The following is a 26,421-nucleotide window of genomic DNA, read 5'->3' as shown; positions in this document are numbered from 1 at the left end:
TAAAGATCATGAAGCTTAATGAAATCAAGGACAACGAAGGCGCCTCGAAGAGCCGCAAGCGTGTCGGCCGTGGTATCGGCTCGGGCCTCGGCAAGACCGGCGGCCGCGGCGTGAAGGGGCAGAAGTCCCGTTCCGGCGTCGCGATCAACGGCTTTGAAGGCGGCCAGATGCCGATCTATCGCCGCCTGCCGAAGCGCGGCTTCAAGAACATCTTCGCCACCGACTTCGTTACCGTTTCGCTCGGTCGGGTCCAGGCGGCGATCGATGCCGGCAAGCTCGACGGCAAGGCGACGGTCGATGCGGCGGCGCTCAAGGCCGCCGGTGTCATTCGTCGCGAGAAGGATGGCGTGCGTATCCTGTCGGATGGCGAACTGAAGACGAAGGTGGCTTTCGAAGTCGCCGGAGCCTCCAGGCCGGCGATCGAGAAGATCGAAAAGGCCGGCGCCTCCATCAAGTTGCTGGCTGCGGCCGCCGCGGCGGAATAATCCACGAAATCGTCGCCCGGTGTGCTTCACACCGGGCGATTTTGCTCCCATATGTGAGCCTCACGAGGGCAGGGCGCGAATCGCCCCGCTCACCCGGAAGAAAAGCCAGTGTGAGGCCGGGATTGCTTGACAATCCGCGTTTTAACCGGTTTAGGCTCCATCCGCCTGAAGCGCCGCCACGGTCTTCCGGCATGACGAATTTCTAGCGTCGGTTTTTGGCCCGTTTCAGGGCCGCGTGCCGACGCCAACGGATCAGCCAATCCGGAGCAGGCCGCCAGTCGCCGCCGGATCGGCTTCGCGGAGACAATGCATGGCTTCGGCAGCGGAACAACTCGCCTCTAATCTGAACTTTTCGACCTTCGCGAAGGCGGAAGACCTGAAGAAGCGCCTCTGGTTCACACTGGGAGCGCTGCTGGTCTATCGGCTCGGGACCTATATCCCCCTGCCTGGCCTCAATCCGGAAGCCTTCGCCCAGGCCTTTCAGGGGCAGGCCGGCGGTATTCTCGGCCTCTTCAACATGTTCGCCGGCGGCGCCGTCGAGCGCATGGCGATCTTCGCGCTCGGCATCATGCCCTATATCTCCGCGTCGATCATCGTGCAGCTCATGACCTCCGTCGTGCCTTCGCTGGAGGCGCTGAAGAAGGAGGGCGAGCAGGGCCGCAAGATCATCAACCAGTACACGCGCTACGGCACGGTGCTGCTGGGCGCGCTCCAGGCCTACGGCATCGCGATCGGTCTGGAAAGCGGCGCCGGCATGGTCAACGATCCGGGCTGGTTCTTCCGTATTTCGACCGTCCTCTCGCTTCTCGGCGGCACGATGTTCCTGATGTGGCTGGGAGAGCAGATCACCTCCCGCGGCATCGGCAACGGCATCTCGCTGATCATTTTTGCCGGCATCGTCGCCGCGCTGCCGAGCGCGCTGGCCGGTACGCTTGAGCTTGGCCGCACGGGCGCCCTTTCGTTCGGCGTCATCGTTGCGGTCGTCGTGATGGCGATCGGCGTCATCGGATTGATCGTCTTCGTCGAACGGGCGCAGCGCCGTCTGCTGATCCAGTATCCGAAGCGCCAGGTCGGCAACCGCATGTTCCAGGGCGACACGTCGCATCTGCCGCTGAAACTCAACACTTCGGGCGTCATCCCGGCGATCTTCGCATCGTCGCTGCTCCTGCTGCCCGCGACGCTTGCCGGATTCTCCAATACGTCGGAACTTCCGGACTGGGCGACCTCCATCGTTGCAGCGCTCGGCCACGGTCAGCCGCTCTACATGGTGTTCTACGGCGGGATGATCGCTTTCTTCGCCTTCTTCTATACGGCTATCGTCTTCAATCCGAAGGACACGGCCGATAACCTGAAGAAGCACGGCGGCTTCATCCCGGGTATCCGTCCGGGCGAACGCACCGCCGAATATATCGACTATGTACTAACCCGCATCACGACCGTCGGCGCGCTTTATCTCGTGTTCGTCTGTATCCTTCCGGAAATCCTCATCGCGCAAACCGGTGTGCCCTTCTACCTTGGTGGTACTTCGCTTTTGATCGTTGTCAGTGTGACCCTGGATACGGTAGCACAGATACAGGGCCACCTGATCGCCCAGCAGTACGAGGGATTGATCAAGAAGTCGAAGCTGCGCGGAGGAAAGAGGGGACGATGAGACTGATATTCTTAGGACCGCCGGGTGCTGGCAAGGGGACGCAAGCCAGGTACCTGACGGAGAAGCACGGCATTCCGCAGCTTTCGACGGGGGACATGCTGCGCGCGGCGGTCGCCGCCGGCACGGACGTGGGCAAGCGCGCCAAGGCCGTGATGGATGCCGGCCAGCTGGTATCGGACGAGATCGTCAACGAGATCGTATCGGACCGGATCGGTTCGCCGGATTGTTCCGGTGGCTTCATTCTCGACGGTTACCCGCGAACGGTTCCGCAGGCCGAGGCGCTGGATTCGATTCTCGCCGGCAAGGGGATCGCGCTTGATGCGGTCGTCGAACTGAAGGTCGATCAGGAAGCGCTCGTCGCGCGTATGGAGAACCGGGTGGCCGAAACGGTGGCTGCCGGCGGAACCGTTCGTTCCGACGACAACCCGGAGGCCTTCAAGCGTCGCCTGACGGAATATCGCGAAAAGACAGCACCGCTTTCGGCCTATTACGCCATGACCGGCAAGCTGCGTACCGTGGACGGAATGGCGGATGTCGATACAGTTACGGCGGAAATCGCCGCAATTTTGAAATAGACGCGCGCGTCTGACCAAAAAGAACCGGCCGGGAGTTGACTTTTTCGGCCGATTCCCCTTAAGACAGCCCCAACTCGCGACACTCATGGGTGACCGGTGCGGATTTCTTGTGAACGAAATCCGGGATCGGTTTATGTGTGCTGTGTTCCGAATGTCGGCAGAACATGCGGCGAAAGCCGTATCGAACGAAAAATACCACTTGCCGGATGGCAACTGGAAGCAAGGAGAACAGGCGTGGCACGTATCGCTGGCGTCAACATCCCGACCGCGAAGCGCGTCGTAATCGCACTCCGCTACATTCACGGGATCGGCCCGAAATTCGCACAGGAAATCGTCGAGAAGGTCGGTATCCCGGCTGATCGCCGCGTGCATGAACTCACGGACGCGGAAATCCTCCAGATCCGCGAAGCCATCGACCGCGACTACCAGGTCGAAGGCGACCTGCGTCGCGAGACCTCGATGAACATCAAGCGTCTGATGGATCTCGGCTGCTACCGTGGTCTGCGCCACCGTCGCAACCTGCCGGTTCGCGGTCAGCGCACGCATACCAACGCCCGCACCCGCAAGGGACCGGCGAAGGCTATTGCAGGCAAGAAGAAGTAATTTCCCGGCAACGGGGAAGGGGAGGCTGGCGCGAGGCGCCGGCCTCTTTTGAGTTTCGAGCGGAGCCTTTCGTCGCCTCGGCGGCGGAGGACGGGCTCCGGTCGGTGGAGCTGCTGGTGCTACGGCAGTGACGATATCGCCGCGCAGATGCCTTCGGGCCTCGGCGCAATCTGTTCAGGGCAAGGGATCGGATCCCGCCCGGTGGAGCCGCTGGAACTACGGCGGTGCAGAGATCAACGAAAGGACTACCCATGGCCAAGGAAGCCGCACGCGTCCGCCGTCGCGAACGCAAGAACATCACGTCGGGCGTCGCACACGTCAATTCCTCGTTCAACAACACGATGATCACCATCACGGACGCGCAGGGCAATGCGATCGCCTGGTCGTCGGCCGGCGCCAAGGGCTTCAAGGGCTCGCGCAAGTCGACCCCCTTCGCTGCCCAGATCGCCGCCGAGGATTGCGCCAAGAAGGCCCAGGAACACGGCATGAAGTCGCTGGAAGTCGAGGTTTGCGGTCCGGGTTCCGGCCGTGAATCGGCGCTTCGCGCTCTTCAGGCTGCCGGCTTCATGATCACCTCGATCCGCGACGTCACTCCGATCCCGCACAACGGCTGCCGTCCGCGCAAGAAGCGCCGCGTCTAACCGTCGGAATCGAACCGCCGCGGCGGCCCTTTGGGGCTGTCGCGGATCTTCAGGGCTCGGCCGCCACGATTGGATGGTGGCGGCGAACGGAAGGCAAGACATATGATCCAGAAGAACTGGCAGGAACTGATCAAGCCGAACAAGGTCGATTTCTCCTCCTCCGGCCGCACCAAGGCAAGCCTTGTCGCGGAACCGCTGGAGCGGGGCTTCGGCCTGACGCTCGGTAACGCGCTGCGTCGCGTTCTCCTGTCGTCGCTGCGTGGCGCGGCTGTGACCGCCGTGCAGATCGACGGCGTGCTGCATGAGTTTTCCTCCATCCCCGGCGTGCGGGAAGATGTGACGGACATCGTGCTGAACATCAAGGAAATCGCCATCAAGATGGATGGCGACGATGCCAAGCGCATGGTCGTGCGCAAGCAGGGCCCGGGCGTCGTCACCGCCGGCGATATCCAGACGGTCGGCGACATCGAGATCCTGAACCCCGATCACGTCATCTGCACCCTCGACGAGGGCGCGGAAATCCGCATGGAGTTCACGGTCAACAACGGCAAGGGCTATGTGCCGGCCGAGCGCAACCGGGCCGAAGACGCGCCGATCGGCCTCATCCCGGTCGACAGCCTCTATTCGCCGGTCAAAAAGGTCTCCTACAAGGTGGAAAACACCCGTGAAGGCCAGGTTCTCGACTACGACAAGCTGACGATGTCCATCGAGACCAACGGATCCGTCACCGGTGAGGATGCGATCGCTTTCGCAGCCCGTATCCTTCAGGACCAGCTGTCGGTCTTCGTCAATTTCGACGAGCCGCAGAAGGAAGTCGAGGAAGAATCGGTCACCGAACTGGCGTTCAACCCGGCCCTTCTCAAGAAGGTCGACGAGCTGGAGCTTTCCGTCCGCTCGGCGAACTGCCTCAAGAACGACAATATCGTCTATATCGGCGACCTCATTCAGAAGACCGAAGCCGAAATGCTTCGGACTCCGAACTTCGGTCGCAAGTCGCTGAACGAGATCAAGGAAGTTCTCGCCTCCATGGGGCTGCATCTGGGCATGGAAGTGCCCGCATGGCCGCCGGAGAACATCGAGGATCTCGCAAAGCGTTACGAAGACCAGTACTGAAGCCCCTTGCGCCCCGAAAAAGGGGCGCGGGAGCCGGCCTCAGCAAAGAAACAGCATGTGTCGCGTGCCTCCCGAGCGGAGACGGACATAGGCACCATCAAACGGCAGGCCCTGCCTGCAAGTGAAGGAGACCAGAGATGCGCCACCAGAACGCCGGCCGCAAGCTCAACCGAACCGCCAGCCACCGCAAGGCGATGTTCGCCAATATGGCGGCCTCGCTCATCGAGCATGAGCAGATCGTCACCACCCTGCCGAAGGCGAAGGAAATCCGTCCGATCGTCGAGAAGCTCGTCACCCTCGGCAAGCGCGGCGATCTGCATGCCCGCCGTCAGGCGATCGCGCAGATCCGCGATGTTGCCGTCGTTTCGAAGCTGTTCGATACGATCGCGACCCGCTACGCCACGCGTAACGGCGGCTACCTGCGCATCATGAAGGCAGGTTTCCGCACCGGCGACAACGCGCCGCTCGCCGTTATCGAATTCGTCGATCGCGACGTCTCGGCCAAGGGCGCGAAGGACCACGCGCGCAAGGAAGCGGAAGAGCAGAGCGAAGCCGCCTGATTTTCAGCCGGAAATCAATATCGAAGGGCCGGGAGAGCGATCTTCCGGCCCTTTCGTTTGTGCCTGTTTCAGGGGGGCGGTTTCGGATCGCGCATCCGGAGCGAATCATGCCTTGCTGAATTGCCGCCTGCTTTCGCTTCCCCGCTTCCAGCGATTGAAGCGCCGCCGGATCGGGCGCCAGGCAACAAGCAGTGCGACCAGGGCGATATAGGCCATCTGCTCCGGCCCGACGACCTTCACGGACAGGGCGAAATGCAGCGCGCCCGCGGCCGCGACGACGTAGGCGAGCCGGTGCAGCTTGCCCCAGCGGGGACCGAGCCTGCGGATCGACCAGTTGTTGGAGGTCACGGCGAGGGGAATGAGCAGGAGGAAGCCCGTCATGCCGATGGTGATGAACGGGCGCTTTGCGATATCGGCGAGAATAGCGGGAAAGTCGAGATACTGGTCGAGCAGCATATAGGTCAGGAAATGCATCAGCACATACCAGAAGGCGGTGAGGCCGAGAGCGCGGCGGTAGCGTAGCCAGTTGATGCCGAGAAGATCGCGTATCGGCGTGATCGCCAGCGTGGCGATCAGGAAGCGTAGCGCCCACAGACCGAGAAGATGCTCGAATTCCTTGACCGGATTGCCCGGCAACCGGCCCGTAGCACCCAGATAGAAGCCGTAGACCGCCGGAATGAAGGCCACGACATAGAGCAGCCAGACGGAGGCGGCATGATACTTGCGGGGCAGGGCGGGCAGGCGCTGCATCAGAAATCGGCCTTCAGGTCCATGCCGGCATAAAGGCCGGCCACCTCGTCGGCATAGCCGTTGAAGGGCAGGGTGGGGCGCCGGTTAGCGCCGAAAAATCCACCCTCGCCGATCCGGTTTTCCGTGGCCTGGCTCCAGCGCGGATGATCGACCTTCGGATTGACGTTGGCGTAGAAGCCGTATTCGTCCGGTGCGGCGAGATTCCAGGTGGAGGGCGGCTTGCGGTCGGTCAGGGTGATCCTCACGATCGACTTGATGCCCTTGAAGCCGTATTTCCACGGCACCACCAGTCGGATCGGCGCGCCGTTCTGGTTGGGCAGCGTCTTGCCGTAAAGGCCGACGGCGAGAAGGGTCAGCGGGTGGCGTGCCTCGTCGAGCCGCAATCCTTCCACATAGGGCCACGGCAGCGGCTGGAAGAAGCCGGATTGCCCGGGCATTTCCGCTTTACGGACGATGGTCTCGAAGGCGACATATTTCGCGTCTCCCAGCGGCTCGACCTTGTCGAGCAGTGCGGCCAGCGGAAAGCCGTCCCAGGGGATGACCATCGACCATGCCTCCACGCAGCGCATGCGGTATATGCGTTCTTCCAGCGGGAAGGCCAGCAGGTCCTCGAGGCCGAAGGTCTTCGGCCGGGTGACGAGGCCGTCGATGGTCAGGCTCCAGGGATCCGGCTTGAAATCACCGGAATTGGCCTTCGGATCTTCCTTCCCCATGCCGAATTCGTAGAAGTTGTTATAGCCGGTCACATCCTTTTCCGGCGTCAGCTTCTCGTTGGCTATCGGATTTCCGGCGGTCACGGAGAGCGGTGCGGAAAACGCCGGAGAGGCGGTGGCGACCGCACCTGCGGCAGCGGCCAGAAACGTCCGGCGATCGAGATAACAGGCTTCCGGAGTGATCTCGGAGGCTGGAACGGAGGATGGGCGATAGAGGGGCATGGCGCTTTGCCTTGATGTCGAAACGGATCGAAGCAGGAACGCATCAACAAGACCAGAGTTTCCACAGCGGCGGAAGGGTCTCCGCAACCACATTTTCGTGCGTGCCGCGTGACGCGGCGTGAGGACCGGCCGGGTTTGCCTTTTCGGCCTTGAACTCCTATCTGATCGGAGCGCAGAAACGCCAGGAGCCTCGTCATGCCGCTTACCCGTCTTCGCCTTGCCGCCTCATTCATGCTGGCGTTGGTCCTTGCCGCGCCGGCCGCGGCGCAGGAACAACAGGTCGTTCCCCAGTCGCGCCTGGAAATGCAGCTTTCCTTCGCCCCGCTGGTCAAGCAGGTTTCGAACACGGTGGTGAACGTCTATGCGGAGCGCGTGGTCGAGCGCCGCTCGATCTTCGACGGCGATCCCTTTTTCGAGGAGTTTTTCGGCCAGCGCATGCCGAATCGCACGGAGAAGCAATCATCGCTCGGTTCCGGCGTGATCGTCGGTGCAAGCGGCATCGTCGTCACCAACAACCATGTCATTCAGGGCGCCGATGACATCAAGGTGGCGCTTGCCGACGGCCGCGAATTCGAAAGCACGGTTATCCTGAAGGACGAGCGAGTGGACCTTGCCGTCCTGAAGATCAAGTCCAGGGAAACGTTCGATGTGCTGCCGCTCGGCGACAGCGACGCCGTGCAGGTGGGCGATCTGGTGCTGGCCATCGGCAATCCTTTCGGCGTTGGCCAGACGGTGACGAGCGGCATCGTTTCGGCGCTGGCGCGCAATCAGGTCCGTTCCGGCGATTTCGGCTTCTTCATCCAGACGGATGCCGCCATCAATCCGGGTAATTCCGGTGGTGCGCTCGTCGACATGAATGGTGCGCTGATCGGCATCAATACGGCGATCTTTTCGCGCGGCGGCGGCTCGAACGGCGTTGGCTTCGCCATACCGGCCAATCTCGTCAAGGTCTTCGTCGCCAGCGCCGAAAGCGGCGGAACCAGTTTCGACCGGCCGTTCGTCGGCGCGACCTTCGATGCGGTGACCTCCGACGTCGCCGAGGCGTTGGGCCTGCCGAAGGCGCGCGGCGCGCTTGTTTCAAAGGTTCTGTCCGGCGGTCCGGCCGAGAAGGCCGGCCTCAAACCGGGACAGGTCGTGCTTGCCGTCAACGGCATTCCCGTGGAGCATCCGGACGCGCTTGGCTATCGGCTGACCACTGTCGGCATCGGCGGCACGGTGCGCCTCACCGTCAGTTCCGGCGGCAAGGAGGAGGAGATCAGCCTTCTCCTCGACCGTGCGCCGGAATCGACGCCGCGTGACGAACGGCTGATGGAGGGGCGAAACCCGTTCGCCGGCGCGGTCGTTGCCAATCTTTCGCCGCGCATTGCGGAGGAACTGCGCATGCCGGCAAGCGCCGTGGGCGTGGTGGTGATGGAGGTCAACCGGGGCTCGCCGGCCGCGCGAATCGGCTTGCAGCCGCGCGATATCATCGTGGAGTTGAATGGCACCGAGGTCGCCTCGACCGCCACGCTTGCGACCCTCGTCGAGGAAAATCCGGCCATCTGGCGCGTCGAGATCGAGCGCGGCGGCAAGCGCATCCGACAGTTCTTCCGATGAGCGATCTGTTCGCGCCCCATGAGCCGGAGGGCATGGCGGCGAAGCGGCCGCTTGCCGACCGGCTGCGTCCGCAGACTCTGAAGGAGGTTTCCGGCCAGGAGCATCTGACCGGACCGGACGGCGTGCTCTCGCGGATGATCGAGGCGGGATCGCTTGGCTCGATGATTTTCTGGGGCCCGCCCGGTACGGGCAAGACCACGGTGGCGCGGTTGCTCTCCGGCGAGACGGGGCTCGCCTTCGAGCAGATATCGGCGATCTTCTCCGGGGTTGCGGATCTCAAGAAAGTCTTCGAGGCGGCCCGTCAGCGCCGCATGGGCGGACGGCAGACATTGCTTTTCGTCGATGAGATCCACCGTTTCAACCGGGCGCAGCAGGATAGTTTCCTGCCGGTGATGGAGGACGGCACCATCGTTCTCGTCGGAGCGACGACGGAAAACCCGTCCTTCGAACTCAATGCCGCGCTGCTTTCCCGCGCCCGTGTCCTCACGTTCAAGCCGCATGACGAGGAGAGCCTGGAAGAACTTCTGAAGCGCGCCGAGGCGGCGGAGGCGCGGTCGCTGCCGCTCGATCCGGAAGCGCGGCTTTCGCTGTTGCGCATGGCCGACGGCGACGGACGCGCCATCCTGACACTGGCGGAGGAAGTCTGGCGCGCCGCGCGGCCCGACGAGACCTTCGGTCAGGACGAGCTGTTCCGCATCGTCCAGCGCCGTGCGCCGGTCTACGACAAGGGGCAGGACGGCCATTACAATCTGATTTCCGCGCTGCATAAATCCGTGCGCGGATCGGATCCCGATGCGGCCCTCTATTATCTCGCGCGGATGCTGGACGCCGGGGAAGATCCGCTGTTCATCGGCCGCCGGCTGGTGCGCATGGCGGTGGAGGATATCGGGCTTGCCGATCCCCAGGCGCTCGCCGTCTGCAATGCGGCGAAGGACGCCTATGATTTCCTCGGCTCGCCGGAAGGCGAGCTGGCGCTGGCGCAGGCCTGCGTCTATATCGCCACCGCGCCGAAGTCGAACGCCGTCTATACCGCCTACAAATCGGCCATGCGGGCGGCCAAGGAGCATGGCTCGCTGCTGCCGCCCAAGCATATCCTCAATGCGCCGACCAAGCTGATGAAGAGCGAAGGCTATAACGAGGGCTATCGCTACGATCACGACGAGCCGGACGCTTTTTCCGGCCAGGATTATTTCCCCGAGAAAATGGGCCGCAAGACTTTCTACGATCCGCCGGAGCGCGGTTTCGAGCGTGAGCTTCGCAAGCGGCTGGACTGGTGGGCGAAACTGCGCCGCGAGCGCGGCTGACGCGCCCGCCGGATTGTTCGAAGAGGCTCGGCGATTGAGGAAAACTTCATTTCCGTCAATGTCTTGAGAGTGGATTCCGAATCAATCTGTCAACCGGATGAATCGGTTTGTAAGCAAGCTCATCCTCTTTGGATCCTACGGCGATCAAGTCCTGATGCCGGGTCTTCATAGTCTCGACCGGGTGTTTCCATCCGGCGGCCGGATGCGTCAACGTTCCAGAGCGTCCGTCCAGCGCCTTACCGTGACCGCCATCGTCGCCAGATGGTCGGCGGCCGTGAAACCGGAGATGCGTTTGCGCGGTTTCAGGTCATGGTCGCCGTCCTCCAGCCAGAGAATACGGATCGATGCGGACAATCCGTAACCTGCCACCTCTTCGCGGGTGCCGAAGGGATCGCGGCTTCCCTGGTAAATCAGCGTCGGGGTGCGAAGCGTCGCCAGATGGGCCGTCCGAAGCTGCGCGGGTTTTGCCGGCGGATGGAAAGGATACCCGAGGCAGAGCAGTCCTTTCACGCGTCCGCGGGCATGCAGGTCGTCGGCGATCATGCTCGCCACACGTCCGCCCATCGACTTGCCGCCGATGACCAGCGGCCCCTGCGCCTTCAGTGCGTCGATGGCGGCGTAAAATTCCGGAGCCAATGTCTCGGCTCTGGGCGGCGGCCGGTGGCCGCCGTCGCTGCGGCGCGCGGCCATATAGCCGAATTCGAAACGGGCCACCCGCAGGCCCTCGGCGGCAAGGGCTGTCGTGGCGGCGTTCATCGCCGGCGAATCCATCGGCGCGCCGCTGCCGTGGGCGAGAAGCAGAGTGACCTGCGCATCGGCGGGGCCGTCGAAAAGCAGGGGCGGGTTCATTCCTGCTTTACAGGCTCTTGTGGCGCGCCCTTGCCGGAGCCGCTGCGTTCCTGCCCGGTGCGATGATCCTTCACGTCGCCCGGCGCAATCGGGTCGCTTGCCGGAAAGGTTTCCTCCAGCGCTTCCTCCAGATAATCGTCCTGCTCGGCGGCGGCGCTTTTTCGCTGCTGCCGCGCGCGTTCCTTTTCCAGTGAGGCTCTGGGGCTGTCTTTCTCGGTCGGCATGATCGCATTCCTTCCTGTGACGGCTGAAGCATATCTCCCGAAAGTGGGGATAAGCACATGCATTGCAACAGCGACTTTACCTCGCCGGGCGTGTCATTATACACGAGCGCCGCCGGTTTGCCGTGTGCCCGGCCGACGCCCGATGCAAGCCTGTGAAAGCCGAAAGGCCCCGGCGCTGTCCGCCGGGGCCTCTTTTTCGTTATCTGGCTGCTGATGGGCTCAGCTGCAACCACTTGTCGCGCCGCAGGTATCGCACTTCTCGCAGGTGCCGTTGCGCACCATCGTGAAGTTCTGGCACTCGGAGCACATGTTGCCCGTGTAGCCCTGGGCGATGGAGCGGATGCGGCGCTCGTTCTCCACCTTCTTGGCTTCGGCCTTGGCGCTTGCGGCGTCGGCTGCGGCCTTGTCGGAGAAAAGGGCGGTCACGCTCTGCTCCGGCGTCGGTGCCGCCTCTGCGACCTCGTCGGCGGGAATCGCCCGCTCTTCGTAATCGCGCTTGAAGGCGAGGATCTCCGACGGGCTGGCGGCAACGGCCGGTTCCAGCTTGCGGGCCGCGCCGCCGGCAAACGAGGTTACGTTCGCCGTCAAGCCCGCCATGGCGGGAGCGGCGGTCGCCGAGCCCTTCGGTTCGCCGAGTTGCCTGTCCATGCCGCCGCCCTGGACGAGGGTTGGCTTGTAGCCGCGCGTCCAGCCGGTGGAGATCAGGTTGGTCTTGCCTTCCTGTACGCCCTTGCCGAGCGCGGTGTTGGAGAAATCGGAGATATCGACATGGGCAAGATCGTGACGGCCGAGATAGGAAACGGCAAGCTCGCGGAAGACATAGTCGATGATCGATGTCGCGTTCTTGATCGCGTCATTGCCCTGGACCATTCCGGCCGGCTCGAACTTGGTGAAGGTGAAGGCCTCCACATATTCTTCCAGCGGCACGCCGTATTGCAGGCCAAGCGAGATGGCGATGGCGAAATTGTTCATCATCGCGCGGAAGGCGGCGCCTTCCTTGTGCATGTCGATGAAGATCTCGCCGAGGCGGCCGTCGCCGAACTCGCCGGTGCGCAGATAGACCTTGTGCCCGCCGATCAGCGCCTTCTGGGTATAGCCCTGACGGCGGTTCGGCAATTTCTCGCGTTCGCGCACCAGGCGTTCGACGACCTTCTCGATGACCTTCTCCGTCACCGTCACCGCCTGGGCGGCTGCGGGCGCGGCGGCCAGTTCCTCGATGGCGTCCTCGTCGTCCTCATCCTCGATCAGCGAGGCGTTGAGCGGCTGCGACAGCTTGGAGCCGTCGCGGTAGAGCGCATTGGCCTTGAGGCCCAGCTTCCACGACAGCATATAGGCGTTCTTGCAGTCCTCGACGGCCGCCTCGTTCGGCATGTTGATCGTCTTGGAGATCGCGCCCGAGATGAACGGCTGGGCGGCGGCCATCATGCGGATGTGGCTTTCGACCGAGAGATAGCGCTTGCCGATCTTGCCGCAGGGGTTGGCGCAATCGAAGACCGGCAGGTGCTCGGGCTTGAGGAACGGTGCGCCCTCGAGCGTCATGGCGCCGCAAATGTGGATATTGGCAGCTTCGATGTCCTTCCGGGAGAAACCGATGTGCTCCAGAAGATTGAAGGACAGGTCGGAAAGCTGCTCGTCGGAAACCTTCAGGGTTTCCTTGAGGAAATCGGCGCCGAGCGACCACTGGTTGAAGGCGAACTTGATGTCGAAGGCCGATTTCAGGCCGACGTTGAGAGCTTCGATCTTCTCATCGGTGAAACCTTTGGCCTTCAGCGTCGAAGGGTTGATCGCCGGTGCCTGGTTCAGGTTGCCGTGCCCGACGGCATAAGCCTCGATCTCGGCGATCTGGCTTTCCGAATAACCGAGCGTGCGCAGCGCCTCCGGCACGGCGCGGTTGATGATCTTGAAATAGCCGCCGCCGGCGAGCTTCTTGAACTTGACCAGTGCGAAGTCCGGTTCGATGCCCGTGGTGTCGCAATCCATGACGAGGCCGATCGTGCCGGTCGGCGCGATGACCGTGGTCTGGGCATTGCGATAGCCGTTCTTTTCGCCGAGCTTGACGGCCTTGTCCCAGGCGGCCTTGGCGTGTTCGATCAGATCCGGGTCCGAGCAATCGGCATGGACGAGGGCGACCGGGTTCACCGACAGCGCTTCGTATCCTGCGGCCTCGCCATGCGCCGCGCGACGATGGTTGCGCATGACGCGCAGCATGTTGTCGCGGTTCGGCGCAAAGCCGGGGAAGGGACCGAGTTCGCCGGCCATCTCGGCCGAAGTCGCATAGGCGACCCCCGTCATGATGGCGGTGAGCGCACCGGCGATGGCGCGGCCCTCGGCCGAATCATAGGGAATGCCGGAGGACATCAGCAGGCCGCCGATATTGGCGTAGCCGAGGCCGAGCGTCCGGTACTCGTAGGAGAGTTCGGCGATCTGGCGCGACGGGAACTGCGCCATCATCACCGAGACCTCGAGCACGACGGTCCACAGCCGCACGGCGTGTTCGTAAGCAGCGATATCGATCCTCTTCGTCGCCGGATCCTTGAATTGCAGGAGGTTCAGCGATGCGAGGTTGCAGGCCGTGTCGTCGAGGAACATGTATTCCGAGCACGGGTTCGACGCGCGGATGGGGCCGGCCGCCGGGCAGGTGTGCCAGTCGTTCATCGTGGTGTTGAAGTGGAGCCCGGGATCGGCCGAAGCCCAGGCCGCGTAGGAAATCTGTTCCCACAGGTCGCGGGCTTTCAGCGTCTTCATCACCTTGCCGTCCTTGCGGGCGGTCAGGTTCCAGTCGCCATCGGTCTCGACGGCGCGCAGGAAGTCGTCCTTGAGCGATACGGAGTTGTTGGAGTTCTGCCCGGAGACGGTGAGATAGGCTTCCGAATCCCAGTCCGTGTCGTAGGTCTTGAACTCGATCTCCTTGTAGCCCTGACGGGCGAACTGGATGACCCGCTTGACGTAGCTCTCGGGAACCTGATTCTTCTTGGCCGCGCGGATCTCGCGCTTCAGCGCCGGATTCTCCGCCGGATCGTAGCATTTGTCGCCGTCGGCCGAGCAATTGATGCAGGCCTTCATGATCGCCTTGAGATGGCCGGCGACGATCTTCGAGCCGGTGACGAGGGCCGCCACCTTCTGCTCTTCCTTGACCTTCCAGTTGATGTAATCCTCGATGTCCGGATGGTCGATGTCAACCACCACCATCTTGGCGGCGCGGCGCGTCGTGCCGCCGGACTTGATGGCGCCGGCCGCCCGGTCGCCGATCTTCAGGAAGCTCATGAGGCCGGAGGAGCGGCCGCCGCCGGAAAGCTTCTCGCCTTCGCCGCGCAGATGCGAGAAATTGGAGCCGGTGCCGGAGCCGTATTTGAACAGACGCGCTTCGCGCACCCACAAGTCCATGATGCCGTTCTCGTTGACGAGATCGTCCTCGACGGACTGGATGAAGCAGGCATGCGGCTGCGGATGCTCATAGGCCGACTTGGACTTCGTGAGCTTGCCGGTGAAGGGGTCGACATAGAAATGCCCCTGACCGGGACCGTCGATGCCATAGGCCCAGTGCAGGCCGGTATTGAACCACTGCGGGCTGTTGGGCGCGACGCGCTGGGTGGCGAGCATATAGGCCAGTTCGTCCTTGAAGGCGCTGGCGTCTTCTTCGGATGCGAAATAGCGGCCCTTCCAGCCCCAGTAGGCCCAGGTGCCGGCGAGACGGTCGAAGACCTGCCGGGCATCGGTTTCCGAGCCATAGCGCTCGTCTTCGGGCAGCGCCTTGAGCGCCTCGGTATCGGGAACGGAGCGCCACAGGAAGGAAGGAACGTCGTTTTCCTCGACCTTCTTCAGGCGGGCCGGAACGCCGGCCTTGCGGAAATATTTCTGGGCGAGAATGTCGGCGGCCACCTGCGAGAACTGCGCCGGCACGTCGATATCGGCCAGACGGAAGACGATGGATCCGTCGGGATTACGGATTTCGCTGGTCGCCTTGCGGAATTCGATCTCCGCGTAAGCCGACTGGCCAGACTTGGTGAAACGACGTTCTATGCGCATGGTCCGTTGTCCTCTGCTGCCGCATTCCGCCCTTGCACAGGGCACAATATCCTCGTCCGGCCGCATTGCCGCAGCCAGGCTCTTCTCATTCCGTGCGGGAAACCCGATCTTGTCGAGAGACCCTGTATATTGATGAAAGCCTGGCTGCAAATACTAAATATAGTATCAACAGCCGATTTTTCCAGTACCGCAGGGTTGTGCCGACGATCAAAAAAAGCGCAAAAAAGCCTCAGGCCACGAGGGGATTATCCGTCCCGCCGCCCGCGCATGGAATGCGATTTCCTGAAGGAGGATCCGGCCTCGTTACTTTCCGGTCCAATCGCCGCTGCAACTTGCAAATCATTAACGCTATAGGGGGCGATTCCGTCAAGGGGTGGTTTGTGACGGATATTTGTCCGCTATATATTGTGTCGGCAGGCTGTGGAAAGCGGGGACATCCCGGGAGCCCTGTAAAATCAGCGGCTTCGGGCCGGAACCTGTTTTCCGGCATGAAAGACAGGGAGAAAAGCCGGGAAAAATCGATGCAGGATGGCGACGGGGCTTGCGCTGCGCAACGCTCTTTCCGCCGCCGTCGCGGCGGAAAGGCGAATCGCCGGGACCTGCTCCGGCAGCCCGGAAACCGGTCACACGAAAGAGGACGTCAGCTGCGCGGACCGGTCGCAATGGGCTCCTGATAGGTGAAGCCGAGATCCCATGGAAAATAGATCCAGGTGTCCTGACTGACCTCGGTGACGAAGGTGTCGACCATCGGCCGCCCCTTCGGCTTGGCATAGACCGCGGCGAAATGGGCTTTCGGCAGCATGGCGCGCACCATCGCGGCCGTCTTGCCCGTGTCGGTGAGGTCGTCGACGATCAGGACGCCGTCGCCGCCGTCGGTGCGCAACGCGGGCGTGATTTCCTTGAGCACCTGCATGTCGCCCTGCGATACATAATCATGGTAGGAGGCGACGCAGACGGTCTCGATCAGCCGGACATTCAGTTCGCGGGCGATGATGGCCGCCGGCACCAGGCCGCCGCGGGTGATGCAGACGATGGCGCGCCATGTCCGGCCGTTGTCGGCAAGCCGCCAGGCCAGCGCGCGGGCGTCGCGGTGAAATTGATCCCAGGATACGGGAAAGGCCTTGTCGGGGAGGGACATTCGGAAAGCTCCTGATCTTGCACGCAAAGAGAGATGTTTCTCTTAGAGCATCTGCGCCTTGGGGCGAAAGATGGAAACGCCGGCCGCTATGGCCTTGTAGCAAGGAAAATCCGGCCGCAGGCGCTTGCGGCGGGTCGAATCAGGAAAATCACCCCGCTGCAAGCATCGGGGTGATGTGCGATCGGGCGGCTATCGCGGCCGGAAGCCGATTCTCAGCGGGACATCAGCACCGGAACCGGGGCGTCGCGCATCATCGCGCTGGTCACGCCGCCGAACAGCCGCTGGCGCAGGCGCGAATGGCTGTAGGCTCCCATGACGATGAGGCTGGCGCCGGTCTCGGCGGCGCGAAGGTTGATGACCTCCGCGATGGAGCGGTTTCCGGCCGCCTCCGACGCGATGCTGACCTCTATTCCATGCCGCGACAGGCTGGTGGCGATATCCGTGCCGAACAGTTCGGCCGGTTGCAGCCGGGCCTCATGGGGATCGACGCCGAAGACTTCCACCTGGCGGGCGGAAAGCAGGAAGGGCAGGGCATCGTAGGTCGCCCGCGCCGATTCGCGTGAGCCGTTCCAGGCGACCAGCACCCGCTCCGTCGACTGCGGTCCTGCCGGTGCGTTGGAGACGAGGTAAAGCGGCCGGCCGCTTTCGTAGAGAAGATCCTCGATATCGGCACGGGTCGGGCCGTCGAGATCGGAAACGAACTGGCTGGCGATCACCAGGTCCGCGCCGCGCGCGCTTTCGATCACCCCGGCGGATGCGTAGCCGGCGGTGCCGGTGAAAAGGCGCCATTCGTAGGAAATATCGTCTCGCGCGCAAAGATCGCGGAAGATTTTCTCGACATCTCTCGATTGCTGGCGCGCGCGCTCCTGCAGGGCGGTCACGGCGTTGGGATCCGGATACTCCATCGGGGCGATCATCGTGATGATGAGCGGCACTTCGGCGTGGATGCCGATTACATGGCCGCCGCTTTCACGGGCGAGCGCCAGGGCGTGTTCGGTGACTTTTGCAGCGTCCCGCGCGGTGCTCAGTACCGCGACGATGGTCTTGTAGCTCATGTCGGCCTCCTGTTGCAGTTCTTGTCGAAGGGTGGACCCTCCGCCGGCTACGGGCCTTGATCGGAATCAAATGCCGGCCTTTGCCGCGGCGATCTCGGCGATCATCGCCATGATATCACGCTCGGCCGCATCGGCCGGGCTTTCCTCAGCGCTCCTGATGACGATCTCCGTGGAAAAACGCCCGCTTTCGAAGCGAGGATAGGAGCCGATGCTGGTCTCGGGATGCTTTTTCTGGATGGCGGCGAGCGGCGTGCCGATATCGCCTTCGCCGAAGGGGGAGGCGACGCTGCGGGAAAGCATCGGCCGGCCGCCTTCGAGATGCGGGACGACGGTGCCGAGCATGGCCGTGAAGACCTGCGGCACGCCGGCCATCACATAGACATTGCCGATATGGAAGCCGGGGGCCGTCGAGACGGGGTTTTCGATGTGGCGTGCGCCCTCCGGCATCCGCGCCATGCGCTGGCGGGCCTCGTTGAATTCCATGTCGCGCCGCGCATACATCGCGGCCAGAAGGTCCATCGCCAGCGGGTCGTGGATGCAGGACACGCCGAAGGCACGCGCCACCGCGTCGGCCGTGATGTCGTCGTGGGTCGGGCCGATTCCGCCGGAGGTGAAGACGTAATCGTAGCGTCCGCGCAGCGCATTCAGCGCCTCGACGATCGCCGCCTCCTCGTCGCCGACGATGCGGACTTCCTTAAGGTCGATGCCGGCAAGAAACAGCATGTCGGCGAGCTGGCCGATGTTCTTGTCCTTGGTGCGGCCCGAAAGAAGCTCGTCGCCGATGGCGAGCATGGCGGCCGTTGCGGTTCGGGTGGAATTCATGCTTTGTTTTCCTGCATCTGGAAGAAGTCTCTCCCATGCACCGTCAACACGGGGTGAACAGTCTGTCATCCGGCCGCCGGATGGCCAGGCAGCCGTAAAGTGCTACATCCATGCCATAGCCGCAATCAAGCGGAAAGGGCTCGTCGAAACAGGAGACAATAATGGCAAAAGTGCTGGTTCTTTACTATTCGGCCTATGGGCATATCGAGGCCATGGCCTATGCGGCCGCCGAGGGCGCAAAATCGGCCGGCGCCGAGGTGACGGTCAAGCGCGTCCCCGAACTCGTGCCGGAAGCGGTCGCCAAGGCGTCCTATTACAAGATGGACCAGGAAGCGCCCGTGGCCACTGTCGACGAACTGCCCGAGTATGACGCGATCATCGTCGGCGCCGGCACGCGCTTCGGCACGGTCGCCTCGCAGATGCGCAATTTCTGGGACCAGACGGGCGGCCTCTGGGCGGCCGGAAAGCTGGTCGGCAAGGTCGGCTCGGTCTTCACCTCCTCCGCCACCCAGCACGGCGGCCAGGAATCGACCATCCTGGGCTTCATCCCCACCCTCATGCACCACGGCCTCGTGGTGGTCGGCCTGCCCTATGCCTTCCAGGGCCAGATGGGCGTGGAAGAAGTCAAGGGCGGCTCGCCCTATGGCGCATCCACCATCACCGACGGCGACGGCTCCCGCCAGCCTTCGCAGGTCGAACTGGAAGCCGCGCGCTACCAGGGCGCTCATGTCGCCCGCATCGCGGCCAAGCTTTCGGCCTGATCCTCTGAGGGCCGAGGGAGGGGAGCGGCCGGCGTCAGGGCCGCACCCTTCCCACCTTCGCCCCGGCCGTCTTTTCAAGGTGGCCGTTTCCGCGTTGTGAAGACGCAAATCTCCCCCTTGCATTTTTCTTCCCGCGCGTCGAAAACGGCTTGCGCGCGGACGGGCAAGACCGGCGATCGCGCAAAATCCGTGGCCGCTTGCCGAAACTGGTAGACGGAAGGCACTTAAAATGCCTCGGGCTTCGCCCGTGTGGGTTCGAGTCCCACAGCGGCCACCATCTCACCACTCCATGTCATCGCATCCCATCCCGCGCCCTCCTGAAAGATGGGCGTTTTCATGCCTTATCTTTGCGTTGTTTCCCATTTGTTCTCGTCGCATCCTATTGTTTCGCAGGCATGTTTGTGGGCACATTGACGATAAGCGTGAAGCAATGGGCCAAGCAGCACGCAAGCGATGCGCCGACAGCCCTGGGGGATGCGGCCATCCTTCTCAATTGCGGCCGAAGCGCTCGAAGGAAAGACAGGAGCGTTGCTGGTTCGCTTCGGGTCCGAAGCGCTTATTTAATATACAATCCGCATTCATTTCTAGAACTGTCAAGAAATCATCGACCATTGACAGCGGTTCATGTCGAATTCGGACCCTGTTATGCTGGAGTTAAATCGTTCATTGTGAGATTTCAGACAACGTGAATCGAGAGTAGACATGGTGCAACTTTCGGATACAGCGTTTTCTACACCTGTTTCTCCGGCGCCTCGGGAGACATGGCGAGATATCCATGCGCAGGACCCATTCGCGACGACATTCCAGTCACCGCAATGGATGTTGGCTGCGGTCTCTGATGGCCACTACACGGATGCAAGCCGGTTATACTCGACGCCGGAGGGGAGCGCCGTTCTGCCCCTTGCAGAAGCGCGTCTTCTGTCCGTGAAAACCTCTCTGGCTTCGATGCCACACGGTCTTGGGGCATCCGGCTTGATTTCCGATGCCCCCCTTTCCGTGCCTTTCGTCCGCTCTGTTATCGATGACCTGATGCGCCTGCCGCATTGGCGGATCGCGATCAGGCCGAATGCATTGCAAGCGGATGTATGGGAAGCGGCGATGCCTTCCGCATGGAGAAAGGTCAAGCGGCAGACCCACATCCTTGATCTGCAGCAGGGATACGATTTCTGGTGGGCCAATCAGATCGGTCAGCGCAAGCGGGGAAAGATCAGGAAAGCGGTCCGTGAGGGTGTCGCGGTGGAATACGGAAATTCCCCCGATTTCGTCCGTCGTTACTATGATCTCTATCTGCGCTGGACGGAGAACAGGGCGGCGAAACGTCGGCTCCCGCTCCGGCTTGCCCGATGGCTCGCCGTGCGCCGGGAGCCCCTGTGGAAATTCCGCGCGACAGCCGGAATGCTTGGAGACGATCTGCGCATCTACATCGCCTCCTATAAGGGGCGTGATGCCGCAGCGGCGGTATTTCTCGCGGCGGGGCGAAGTGCGATTTATTGGCGTGGCGCCAGCGATACCAGCATCGGTTTCGCATGTAACGATCTTCTCCAAAGCGAAATGATCAAACAAGCTTGCCTGCTGGGCTGCACCTTTTACCACCTGGGCGAATCCGGCGGTGTTGCTTCGCTTATCGAATTCAAGGAAAGTCTCGGAGCGCATCCCTATGATTACGCCGAATATGTCTATGACCGAACTCCCCGGCTCCTGAACATCGCCCGGTTGGGAAGATGAGCATCGACAGTGCCCGCTATGATTCATGCGTGCGCTTTTGCGGGCATAATGGAAGTTGGCACGGAGAGGATCCTCGCATTGCGAGGGGGCCGATCGCATCGGTTCGACGGACGCAGCACCACCGCATTCCGGCTATTGTTTTCCACCGGAGCCGTCGCCCCGGTATCGTCAGGGAACGATGCTGAAAGGCTGTTCGGCGAGCGCGACCGCGCCGCTTGCCGCATCGCGGAAGCGATAGCGCAGCAGATAGTCGCCGGCAGGCGGATTGGTGAGATTGAGGGTTAGCCGCGCGAAAACCTCCTGATTGCGCACGCTGCCGCGGAAATCGAAGGAGCCGAAGGCCTTGTGTTCGGCAAGAAGCGCGCCCTTGCCGTCGAGCAGTTCGAGGTCCACCGTGAACTGCGCTTCAAGCTTGTCGTCGCCGGCGGGCTTCCAGGTCAATCCGACCGGTTCGACATAGGAGATGATCGGCTCGCTGTTCCTGAAGCGGTTGTCGGGGCGCTCCTCGTACATGCCGTAGCCTTCCGGCGGCGTGGCGACGAAAACCGCCTTGCCGATCGAGAAGGGCAGGGTGGCGGCGAAGGCGTCGAACGCCTTGCGGATCGTCTCATGCGCGCCGACCGTATCGCCTGCCGCCGCCTGCTCCTCGGCCTTTTGCGCCGCTTCGGCGAGTGGCCCGGCGGCGGCGGGACAGGCGATTGCAAGCGCCGCCGCAACGAGCATGGCAAACCGGAACCTGGGTGCGGACATGCGCTCTCTCTCTCCACCACTGATCGGTGAAAGATGCGAAGAAGCATGGCCGCAGTCAAGGATTGCCGGTCAGCTCTTCCAGAAGAGCGGTGTCAGGACGACGAGGACCGTGAGAATTTCCAGCCGGCCGAGCACCATCAGGAAGGACAGGATGTAGAGCGCGGCGTCATCGAAGATCGCGAAGGTGCCTGCCGGGCCGATGGCCTCCGTCACGCCCGGCCCGACGTTGGAAAGCGCCGTGGTGGAGGCCGATATCGCCGTCATGACGTCATAGCCGAGAAGGCCGAGCGCGAGCGCGCCGAATGCGGCAAGCGCGATGAAGGTAAGGAAGAACAGGAAGACCCCGCGCTGCACGTCGGCGTCGACGGTCTTGCTTCCGTAGCGCACCGCGTGGATGCCGTCGGGATAGATCAGCCGATGGAGGCCGGTACGCAGGAAATTGATCAGGACGATGATGCGATAGGCCTTGATGCCGCCCGAGGTCGAGCCGGAACAGCCGCCCATGAAGGTGGCGATGAAGGCGAGCGCGACGATGAACGGCCCCCATTGCGTATAGTCGTCGCTGGCGAAACCGGTGGTCGAGAGGATCGACGAGACGGTGAAGAAGGAATGGGCGAGGGCTTCATGGAACTCGACGCCGTTGTGAAGGCGCAGATAGAGGCTCGCGGCGATGGCGAACACCAGGAGATAGCCGAGGAAGACCCGGATCTGCGGATCGGAGAGCAGGTCGAACCGCCGCCGCACGACGAACAGGATCAGCACCGAGAACGGCAGGCTGCTGAGCGTCATGAAGAAGGTGGCGGCCCAGAGCAGCGGCAGGCTCTTGTAATGGGCGAAGGAGGCGTCATGGGTGGACAGGCCGCCGGTGGCCACCGTCGACATGGCGTGGTTGAGCGCATCGAAACGGCTCATGCCGAGCGTGGCGTAGGTGACGGCGCAGACCAGCGTGATGGTCACATAGATGGCAAGGAACGCCCGCGTGTAGCTGGCGATCCTCGCGAAGGGCTTGTCGCCGGTTTCCGACGATTCCAGCTTGAAGAAGGACATGCCGCCGACCCGCAGGTAGGGCATGACGAACAGGCCGAGCGCCAGGATGCCGACGCCGCCGAGCCAGTGCAGGAGAGACCGCCACATCAGAATGCCAGGCGGCGCACGGTCGAGCCCGACGATGACGGTGGCACCCGTCGTGCTGATGGCCGAGGCGGATTCGAACAGCGCCTCGGCGAAGGTCAGTTTCAGCGACGACAGCCACAGCGGCAGCGCGCCCACCAGGCAGGCGACGATCCACAGGAGATTGACGACGAGAAAGCCCAGCCGCTTGTTGAAGGGCGGCGGGCCGGCGCGGGTGGCGGCCGCCGTGGTCAGCGACAATCCGCCCACCATGAAGGCGCACAGCAGAAAGACCTCGGCGTTGCGGCTGCCGTAGTAAATGTCGACGAAGGCGGGCACGAGCATCGCCAGCGCAAGATAGATTCCGCTGATTGCGGCTATATGGATGGCGGACCGGTAGATCGTCGCGTTCAACGGTTCTTGTCCTGCTTCCGGTCCGGCTTTCCGGCCTGTGGCTGTCTTGTGCGCTCGCGAAAGGGACGGGTAGTATCCGCCGATGCAATATGCAATAGCCTCTGCATTGTTCAAACTCAAGGATGGCTTCGAAGGGCATGAAACCAGATGTCGACGCCGCCCGTGACGCCTTGCGCGGGCTTTTTCCCGAGACTCCCCTGCAACTCAACGAACACCTTTCCGCCCGTTATCAGGCGGAAATCTATCTGAAGCGCGAAGATCTCTCGCCGGTGCGCTCCTACAAGATCCGCGGGGCGTTCAATTTCTTCCGCAAGGTGCTGGCGCAGCCGGAAGGTCCGCGCAGCTTCGTCTGCGCCTCGGCCGGCAACCATGCGCAGGGCTTCGCCTTCGTCTGCCGCCACTTCGGTGTCGAGGGCGTCGTCTTCATGCCGGTGACGACACCGCAGCAGAAGATCGACAAGACCCGCATGTTCGGCGGGGATTTCGTGAAGATCCGCCTGATCGGCGACTTCTTCGATCAATGCTACCAGGCCGCCCGCGATCACGCGGCCGAAACCGGCGCCCTGATGGTGCCGCCGTTCGACCATGCCGACATCATCGAGGGACAGGCCACGGTCGCCGCCGAGATCGTGACGCAGCTCGGTCCCGGCAGGACGCCGGATCTGGTCGTCCTTCCCGTCGGCGGCGGCGGGCTTGCAGCCGGCGTTACCGGCTATCTGGAGCGCGAGGTCGACGCCGGACGCTTCCTGTTCTGCGAGCCTCTTGGTGCTGCAAGCCTGAAGCGAAGCCTTGAGAACGGCGGCATGGTGACGCTCGAGCAGGTGGATAATTTCGTCGATGGCGCGGCCGTCGGCCGGATCGGCGATCTCAATTTCGCGGCGCTTTCCCGCTTTTCCGCCGATCAGGTGATGCTGCTGTCGGAAAATGCGGTCTGCGTGACGATGATCGACATGCTGAACGTCGAGGGCGTCGTTCTGGAGCCGGCCGGAGCGCTGTCGCTGGCGGCGCTCGAAGCGATCGGCCCGGAAGGGCTGCGGGGAAAGACGGTGGTCGCGGTCGTTTCCGGCGGAAACTTCGACTTCGAACGCCTGCCGGACGTCAAGGAGCGCGCCATGCGCCACGCCGGGCTGAAGAAATATTTCATTCTCCGGCTGGCCCAGCGGCCGGGCGCGCTGCGCGACTTTCTCAACCTGCTCGGCCCCGACGACGACATCGCCCGCTTCGAATATCTGAAGAAGTCCGCCCGCAATTTCGGCTCTATCCTGATCGGCATCGAGACGAAAGTGCCGGAGAATTTCCTGGCGCTTGCGAAGGCGTTCGACGGAGCGGGCCTGCGTTATCAGGACATTACCGACAACGAGATTCTCGCCAACCTGATTATCTGAGCCGCCCGATCCCCGTCGGGACTTGGACGGCGGCGCGGCCTGTGGTAGAAAAATTCTTGCAGGAGCGCGATGCGGTTTTGCATTCGGATTAAAGAAAAACAAGGAGATAGCGTCTTGGCTTCCCGGGAAGATCGAAGACGCTCAGGAAACGCTCATGGCTTCGTTCTTTTCCAGACTGTTCGGCCGCAACAGCGGCGATCCGACGCCCCCCGCCAAGGTGCAGGAGGAAAGCGAAGCCTATAACGACCTCCTCCTCGTCGCCACGCCGATCAAGGAAGGCAGCCAGTACCGCCTTTCCGGACGCATCGAGAAGCAGGAGGGCGACCGGCTTTTGAGCCGCCGGTTCATCCGCGCCGATCTCTTCACCTCGCAGGACGATACCGTGGCGGCCGCCTTCCGCAAGGCCCGCCAGATCGTCGACCAGACGGGGCCGTCGCTGTTTTCCGATGGCGCCGATGACCGGCAGGTCTGAGGCTCTTCGCCGCCGCTCTCAATTCCCGCCGCTCTCAATTCCCGATGGCTTCGGCGCAATTGTCTGCTATAGCACAGGCATAGCGGGCCTCGTCCCATAGGGGTCCGGAGACGAAGTCGCATGCGGGTCGACGATGCAGATTGAAAACCTTGTTCTTCTCATGGTGGAGGCGGTTTTCTATTTCGTCTTCATGGCCGCGATCCTGCACATGCGCCACCGGATCGGAATTGGCGTTTTCGTGGCGACGCTCGGGGTCATGCATTTCCTCGAGACCTATCTTGCCGCCGTCTTCTATATCCAGCTTCCGTTCGGCGTGATCTCGCCGGGGTCGTCCGTGCTGTTTTCCGGCAAGCTGATGCTCATCCTGCTGCTTTACGTGAAGGAGGACGCCGCCGTTGTCCGCGCGCCGATCTACGGCCTGCTGGCGGGCAATTTCCTGACCGTCGGGCTCAGCCAGTTCCTGCGCCATCACGAGACGATCGGCGCGGTGCCGGGCCGTCTGGCCGATCTCGCCTTCGTCGACGAGATGGGCTGGCTGATGCTGTGGGGCACCGTGCTGCTCTATATCGATTCCATCGCCATCATCCTTCTGTACGAGCGGCTCGGCCGGCGTTTGCGCGGCAATATGGCGGCGCGCTTCCTGCTCTCCGGCGTGGCTGTGCTCACCTTCGACCAGATCGGTTTCTATACGGCGCTGCACCTGATCAACGGCGTGTCGCTGAAGGTCTTCTGGGGCGGCTGGATCGCCAAGATGCTGGCGGCGGTCCTTTTCGCCGTCATGATCTCCACCTATCTGCGCTTTTCCCGTCTTTCGCCCGCCGAGGCTTCGGCGCGGCCGATTGCCGATATTTTCAACGATCTGACGTTCCGCGAGCGGTACGAGGATTTGCTCGACCGCTCGGGCCGCGACGCGCTGACCGGGGTGCTCGACCGCAGCCGGCTGGAAACCGAGGCGGAACGGGTGCTGACGGCGGCGCGGACCGCCGGCCGGCCGGTTGCGCTGCTGATGGTCGATGCTGACGATTTCAAGGAGGTGAACGATCGCTTCGGCCATCTGGCCGGCGATACCGCGCTGCGACAGATCGCCGACTGCCTCGCGAAAACCGTCCGTGAGCAAGATCTGCTCTTTCGCTTCGGAGGGGAGGAGTTCCTGATTCTCTGCGACAATCTCTCGCCGGAAGCCGCATTTGCGCGCGCCGAGGTCCTGCGCCAGACGGTGGCGGACGCCCTGCGGCGACCCGACGGCCTGCCGATCACCGTCAGCATCGGCGTCGCCGCCGGTCCGGCCGATGGAAAGGCTCTGGCAGACCTCATCGCCGTCGCCGATGCGCGGCTCTATAGGGCTAAGAAGGGCGGACGCAACCGTGTGGTGGCGGCCGATGAAATCCTTCCCTCGGCGCTTTAAAGCATTTCCAGCAAAAGTGCGCAGCGGTTTTGCGTCCGGAAATGCGGTTGGAACAAAGAGCATTTCCAGCAA

At 62.8% G+C, this 26,421-nt stretch carries 24 protein-coding genes and 1 tRNA gene; 15 read left to right on the top strand and 10 right to left on the bottom strand.

Annotation, left to right across the window (positions count from 1 at the left end; translation table 11 throughout):
• The first annotated feature begins 8 nt into the window (after window positions 1-8).
• The 7 genes from rplO to rplQ all read left to right on the top strand — a co-directional run bounded on the left by rplO (window position 9) and on the right by rplQ (window position 5,628).
• Window positions 9-485: a 50S ribosomal protein L15 gene (gene rplO / locus KYK29_RS11185; RefSeq protein WP_254690982.1), complete on the top strand. Its 477-nt coding sequence runs from the start codon at window positions 9-11 to the stop codon at window positions 483-485.
• Window positions 486-795: 310 nt separating this feature from the next.
• The gene (gene secY, locus KYK29_RS11180; RefSeq protein WP_254690981.1) at window positions 796-2,136 is read left to right on the top strand and encodes a preprotein translocase subunit SecY; all 1,341 of its coding nucleotides are present in this window, start codon (window positions 796-798) and stop codon (window positions 2,134-2,136) included.
• Window positions 2,133-2,711 (top strand): adenylate kinase, encoded by a 579-nt coding sequence (locus KYK29_RS11175; protein ID WP_254690980.1) that lies wholly within the window; start codon window positions 2,133-2,135, stop codon window positions 2,709-2,711. Before secY ends, KYK29_RS11175 begins: the two co-directional genes overlap by 4 nt.
• A gap of 234 nt (window positions 2,712-2,945) precedes the next feature.
• Window positions 2,946-3,314, top strand: coding sequence for a 30S ribosomal protein S13 (rpsM, locus tag KYK29_RS11170; protein WP_254690979.1), 369 nt, complete (start codon window positions 2,946-2,948; stop codon window positions 3,312-3,314).
• A 251-nt stretch (window positions 3,315-3,565) separates the two neighbouring features.
• A complete protein-coding gene (rpsK, locus tag KYK29_RS11165) occupies window positions 3,566-3,955 on the top strand; it encodes a 30S ribosomal protein S11 (RefSeq protein ID WP_023513823.1) in 390 nt (129 codons plus the stop codon).
• A gap of 102 nt (window positions 3,956-4,057) precedes the next feature.
• Window positions 4,058-5,068, top strand: coding sequence for a DNA-directed RNA polymerase subunit alpha (locus KYK29_RS11160; protein WP_254690978.1), 1,011 nt, complete (start codon window positions 4,058-4,060; stop codon window positions 5,066-5,068).
• 137 nt (window positions 5,069-5,205) lie between these two features.
• Complete coding sequence (rplQ, locus tag KYK29_RS11155) at window positions 5,206-5,628, top strand: 50S ribosomal protein L17 (RefSeq protein ID WP_254690977.1); 423 nt, start codon at window positions 5,206-5,208, stop codon at window positions 5,626-5,628.
• A gap of 105 nt (window positions 5,629-5,733) precedes the next feature.
• On the opposite strand, the gene msrQ is transcribed toward rplQ, so the two are convergent.
• Together msrQ and msrP are read right to left on the bottom strand one after the other, a co-directional pair.
• Window positions 5,734-6,378, bottom strand: a complete 645-nt coding sequence (msrQ, locus tag KYK29_RS11150; protein ID WP_254690976.1) for a protein-methionine-sulfoxide reductase heme-binding subunit MsrQ — start codon at window positions 6,376-6,378, stop codon at window positions 5,734-5,736.
• On the bottom strand, window positions 6,378-7,313 hold the full coding sequence (gene msrP / locus KYK29_RS11145) for a protein-methionine-sulfoxide reductase catalytic subunit MsrP (protein WP_254690975.1): 936 nt from the start codon (window positions 7,311-7,313) through the stop codon (window positions 6,378-6,380). The genes msrQ and msrP overlap by 1 nt, the downstream gene beginning before the upstream one ends.
• A gap of 195 nt (window positions 7,314-7,508) precedes the next feature.
• Here msrP and KYK29_RS11140 point away from each other — a divergent pair, with 195 nt between their 5' ends.
• A complete protein-coding gene (locus tag KYK29_RS11140; protein WP_254690974.1) occupies window positions 7,509-8,909 on the top strand; it encodes a DegQ family serine endoprotease in 1,401 nt (466 codons plus the stop codon).
• Window positions 8,906-10,213, top strand: a complete 1,308-nt coding sequence (locus KYK29_RS11135) for a replication-associated recombination protein A (RefSeq protein ID WP_254690973.1) — start codon at window positions 8,906-8,908, stop codon at window positions 10,211-10,213. The genes KYK29_RS11140 and KYK29_RS11135 overlap by 4 nt, the downstream gene beginning before the upstream one ends.
• Window positions 10,214-10,420: 207 nt before the next feature.
• Here KYK29_RS11135 and KYK29_RS11130 read toward each other — a convergent pair whose 3' ends face one another.
• The 6 genes from KYK29_RS11130 to KYK29_RS11105 form a co-directional block, all read right to left on the bottom strand.
• Entirely contained in the window at window positions 10,421-11,062 is a 642-nt protein-coding gene (locus KYK29_RS11130; protein WP_254690972.1) for an alpha/beta hydrolase family protein, read from the bottom strand.
• Window positions 11,059-11,286 (bottom strand): hypothetical protein, encoded by a 228-nt coding sequence (locus KYK29_RS11125; RefSeq protein ID WP_254690971.1) that lies wholly within the window; start codon window positions 11,284-11,286, stop codon window positions 11,059-11,061. The genes KYK29_RS11130 and KYK29_RS11125 overlap by 4 nt, the downstream gene beginning before the upstream one ends.
• 219 nt (window positions 11,287-11,505) lie before the next feature.
• The gene (locus KYK29_RS11120; RefSeq protein WP_254690970.1) at window positions 11,506-15,312 is read right to left on the bottom strand and encodes a vitamin B12-dependent ribonucleotide reductase; all 3,807 of its coding nucleotides are present in this window, start codon (window positions 15,310-15,312) and stop codon (window positions 11,506-11,508) included.
• A 640-nt stretch (window positions 15,313-15,952) separates the two neighbouring features.
• Entirely contained in the window at window positions 15,953-16,450 is a 498-nt protein-coding gene (gpt, locus tag KYK29_RS11115) for a xanthine phosphoribosyltransferase (RefSeq protein WP_254690969.1), read from the bottom strand.
• A gap of 212 nt (window positions 16,451-16,662) precedes the next feature.
• Window positions 16,663-17,505, bottom strand: coding sequence for a universal stress protein (locus KYK29_RS11110; RefSeq protein WP_254690968.1), 843 nt, complete (start codon window positions 17,503-17,505; stop codon window positions 16,663-16,665).
• Window positions 17,506-17,571: 66 nt separating this feature from the next.
• A complete protein-coding gene (locus KYK29_RS11105) occupies window positions 17,572-18,327 on the bottom strand; it encodes a competence/damage-inducible protein A (RefSeq protein WP_254690967.1) in 756 nt (251 codons plus the stop codon).
• Window positions 18,328-18,488: 161 nt separating this feature from the next.
• On the opposite strand from KYK29_RS11105, the gene wrbA reads away from it, so the two are divergent.
• From wrbA to KYK29_RS11090, 3 genes are all read left to right on the top strand, one after another.
• Window positions 18,489-19,088 (top strand): NAD(P)H:quinone oxidoreductase type IV, encoded by a 600-nt coding sequence (wrbA, locus tag KYK29_RS11100; RefSeq protein WP_254690966.1) that lies wholly within the window; start codon window positions 18,489-18,491, stop codon window positions 19,086-19,088.
• Window positions 19,089-19,279: 191 nt separating this feature from the next.
• Window positions 19,280-19,365, top strand: a tRNA-Leu gene (locus tag KYK29_RS11095).
• 425 nt (window positions 19,366-19,790) lie between these two features.
• Window positions 19,791-20,813: a GNAT family N-acetyltransferase gene (locus KYK29_RS11090; protein WP_254690965.1), complete on the top strand. Its 1,023-nt coding sequence runs from the start codon at window positions 19,791-19,793 to the stop codon at window positions 20,811-20,813.
• Between the two features lie 168 nt (window positions 20,814-20,981).
• Here the strand turns inward: KYK29_RS11090 and KYK29_RS11085 are convergent, their stop codons facing one another.
• Complete coding sequence (locus KYK29_RS11085; RefSeq protein ID WP_254690964.1) at window positions 20,982-21,563, bottom strand: hypothetical protein; 582 nt, start codon at window positions 21,561-21,563, stop codon at window positions 20,982-20,984.
• A 69-nt stretch (window positions 21,564-21,632) separates the two neighbouring features.
• The gene (locus tag KYK29_RS11080) at window positions 21,633-23,087 is read right to left on the bottom strand and encodes a TrkH family potassium uptake protein (RefSeq protein ID WP_254690963.1); all 1,455 of its coding nucleotides are present in this window, start codon (window positions 23,085-23,087) and stop codon (window positions 21,633-21,635) included.
• A 137-nt stretch (window positions 23,088-23,224) separates the two neighbouring features.
• Here KYK29_RS11080 and ilvA point away from each other — a divergent pair, with 137 nt between their 5' ends.
• From ilvA to KYK29_RS11065, 3 genes are all read left to right on the top strand, one after another.
• On the top strand, window positions 23,225-24,472 hold the full coding sequence (ilvA, locus tag KYK29_RS11075) for a threonine ammonia-lyase (protein WP_254690962.1): 1,248 nt from the start codon (window positions 23,225-23,227) through the stop codon (window positions 24,470-24,472).
• Window positions 24,473-24,626: 154 nt separating this feature from the next.
• Complete coding sequence (locus tag KYK29_RS11070) at window positions 24,627-24,944, top strand: HlyU family transcriptional regulator (RefSeq protein ID WP_254690961.1); 318 nt, start codon at window positions 24,627-24,629, stop codon at window positions 24,942-24,944.
• 133 nt (window positions 24,945-25,077) lie between these two features.
• Entirely contained in the window at window positions 25,078-26,349 is a 1,272-nt protein-coding gene (locus tag KYK29_RS11065) for a GGDEF domain-containing protein (protein ID WP_254690960.1), read from the top strand.
• The last annotated feature ends 72 nt before the right edge of the window (window positions 26,350-26,421 follow it).

Source organism: Shinella daejeonensis, assembly GCF_024281235.1.
In the GTDB taxonomy this organism is placed as follows: domain Bacteria; phylum Pseudomonadota; class Alphaproteobacteria; order Rhizobiales; family Rhizobiaceae; genus Shinella; species Shinella daejeonensis.
This window is presented reverse-complemented; position numbering and strand designations above follow the sequence as displayed.

What these genes read in the sequence shown, in the direction of transcription:
- rplO (WP_254690982.1), top strand. Translation starts at nt 9, where the DNA reads ATGAAGCTTAATGAAATCAAGGACAACGAAGGCGCCTCGAAGAGCCGC.
- secY (WP_254690981.1), top strand. Translation starts at nt 796, where the DNA reads ATGGCTTCGGCAGCGGAACAACTCGCCTCTAATCTGAACTTTTCGACC.
- KYK29_RS11175 (WP_254690980.1), top strand. Translation starts at nt 2,133, where the DNA reads ATGAGACTGATATTCTTAGGACCGCCGGGTGCTGGCAAGGGGACGCAA.
- rpsK (WP_023513823.1), top strand. Translation starts at nt 3,566, where the DNA reads ATGGCCAAGGAAGCCGCACGCGTCCGCCGTCGCGAACGCAAGAACATC.
- KYK29_RS11160 (WP_254690978.1), top strand. Translation starts at nt 4,058, where the DNA reads ATGATCCAGAAGAACTGGCAGGAACTGATCAAGCCGAACAAGGTCGAT.
- rplQ (WP_254690977.1), top strand. Translation starts at nt 5,206, where the DNA reads ATGCGCCACCAGAACGCCGGCCGCAAGCTCAACCGAACCGCCAGCCAC.
- msrQ (WP_254690976.1), bottom strand. Translation starts at nt 6,378, where the DNA reads ATGCAGCGCCTGCCCGCCCTGCCCCGCAAGTATCATGCCGCCTCCGTC.
- msrP (WP_254690975.1), bottom strand. Translation starts at nt 7,313, where the DNA reads ATGCCCCTCTATCGCCCATCCTCCGTTCCAGCCTCCGAGATCACTCCG.
- KYK29_RS11140 (WP_254690974.1), top strand. Translation starts at nt 7,509, where the DNA reads ATGCCGCTTACCCGTCTTCGCCTTGCCGCCTCATTCATGCTGGCGTTG.
- KYK29_RS11135 (WP_254690973.1), top strand. Translation starts at nt 8,906, where the DNA reads ATGAGCGATCTGTTCGCGCCCCATGAGCCGGAGGGCATGGCGGCGAAG.
- KYK29_RS11130 (WP_254690972.1), bottom strand. Translation starts at nt 11,062, where the DNA reads ATGAACCCGCCCCTGCTTTTCGACGGCCCCGCCGATGCGCAGGTCACT.
- KYK29_RS11125 (WP_254690971.1), bottom strand. Translation starts at nt 11,286, where the DNA reads ATGCCGACCGAGAAAGACAGCCCCAGAGCCTCACTGGAAAAGGAACGC.
- KYK29_RS11120 (WP_254690970.1), bottom strand. Translation starts at nt 15,312, where the DNA reads ATGCGCATAGAACGTCGTTTCACCAAGTCTGGCCAGTCGGCTTACGCG.
- gpt (WP_254690969.1), bottom strand. Translation starts at nt 16,450, where the DNA reads ATGTCCCTCCCCGACAAGGCCTTTCCCGTATCCTGGGATCAATTTCAC.
- KYK29_RS11110 (WP_254690968.1), bottom strand. Translation starts at nt 17,505, where the DNA reads ATGAGCTACAAGACCATCGTCGCGGTACTGAGCACCGCGCGGGACGCT.
- KYK29_RS11105 (WP_254690967.1), bottom strand. Translation starts at nt 18,327, where the DNA reads ATGAATTCCACCCGAACCGCAACGGCCGCCATGCTCGCCATCGGCGAC.
- wrbA (WP_254690966.1), top strand. Translation starts at nt 18,489, where the DNA reads ATGGCAAAAGTGCTGGTTCTTTACTATTCGGCCTATGGGCATATCGAG.
- KYK29_RS11090 (WP_254690965.1), top strand. Translation starts at nt 19,791, where the DNA reads ATGGTGCAACTTTCGGATACAGCGTTTTCTACACCTGTTTCTCCGGCG.
- KYK29_RS11085 (WP_254690964.1), bottom strand. Translation starts at nt 21,563, where the DNA reads ATGTCCGCACCCAGGTTCCGGTTTGCCATGCTCGTTGCGGCGGCGCTT.
- ilvA (WP_254690962.1), top strand. Translation starts at nt 23,225, where the DNA reads ATGAAACCAGATGTCGACGCCGCCCGTGACGCCTTGCGCGGGCTTTTT.
- KYK29_RS11070 (WP_254690961.1), top strand. Translation starts at nt 24,627, where the DNA reads ATGGCTTCGTTCTTTTCCAGACTGTTCGGCCGCAACAGCGGCGATCCG.
- KYK29_RS11065 (WP_254690960.1), top strand. Translation starts at nt 25,078, where the DNA reads ATGCAGATTGAAAACCTTGTTCTTCTCATGGTGGAGGCGGTTTTCTAT.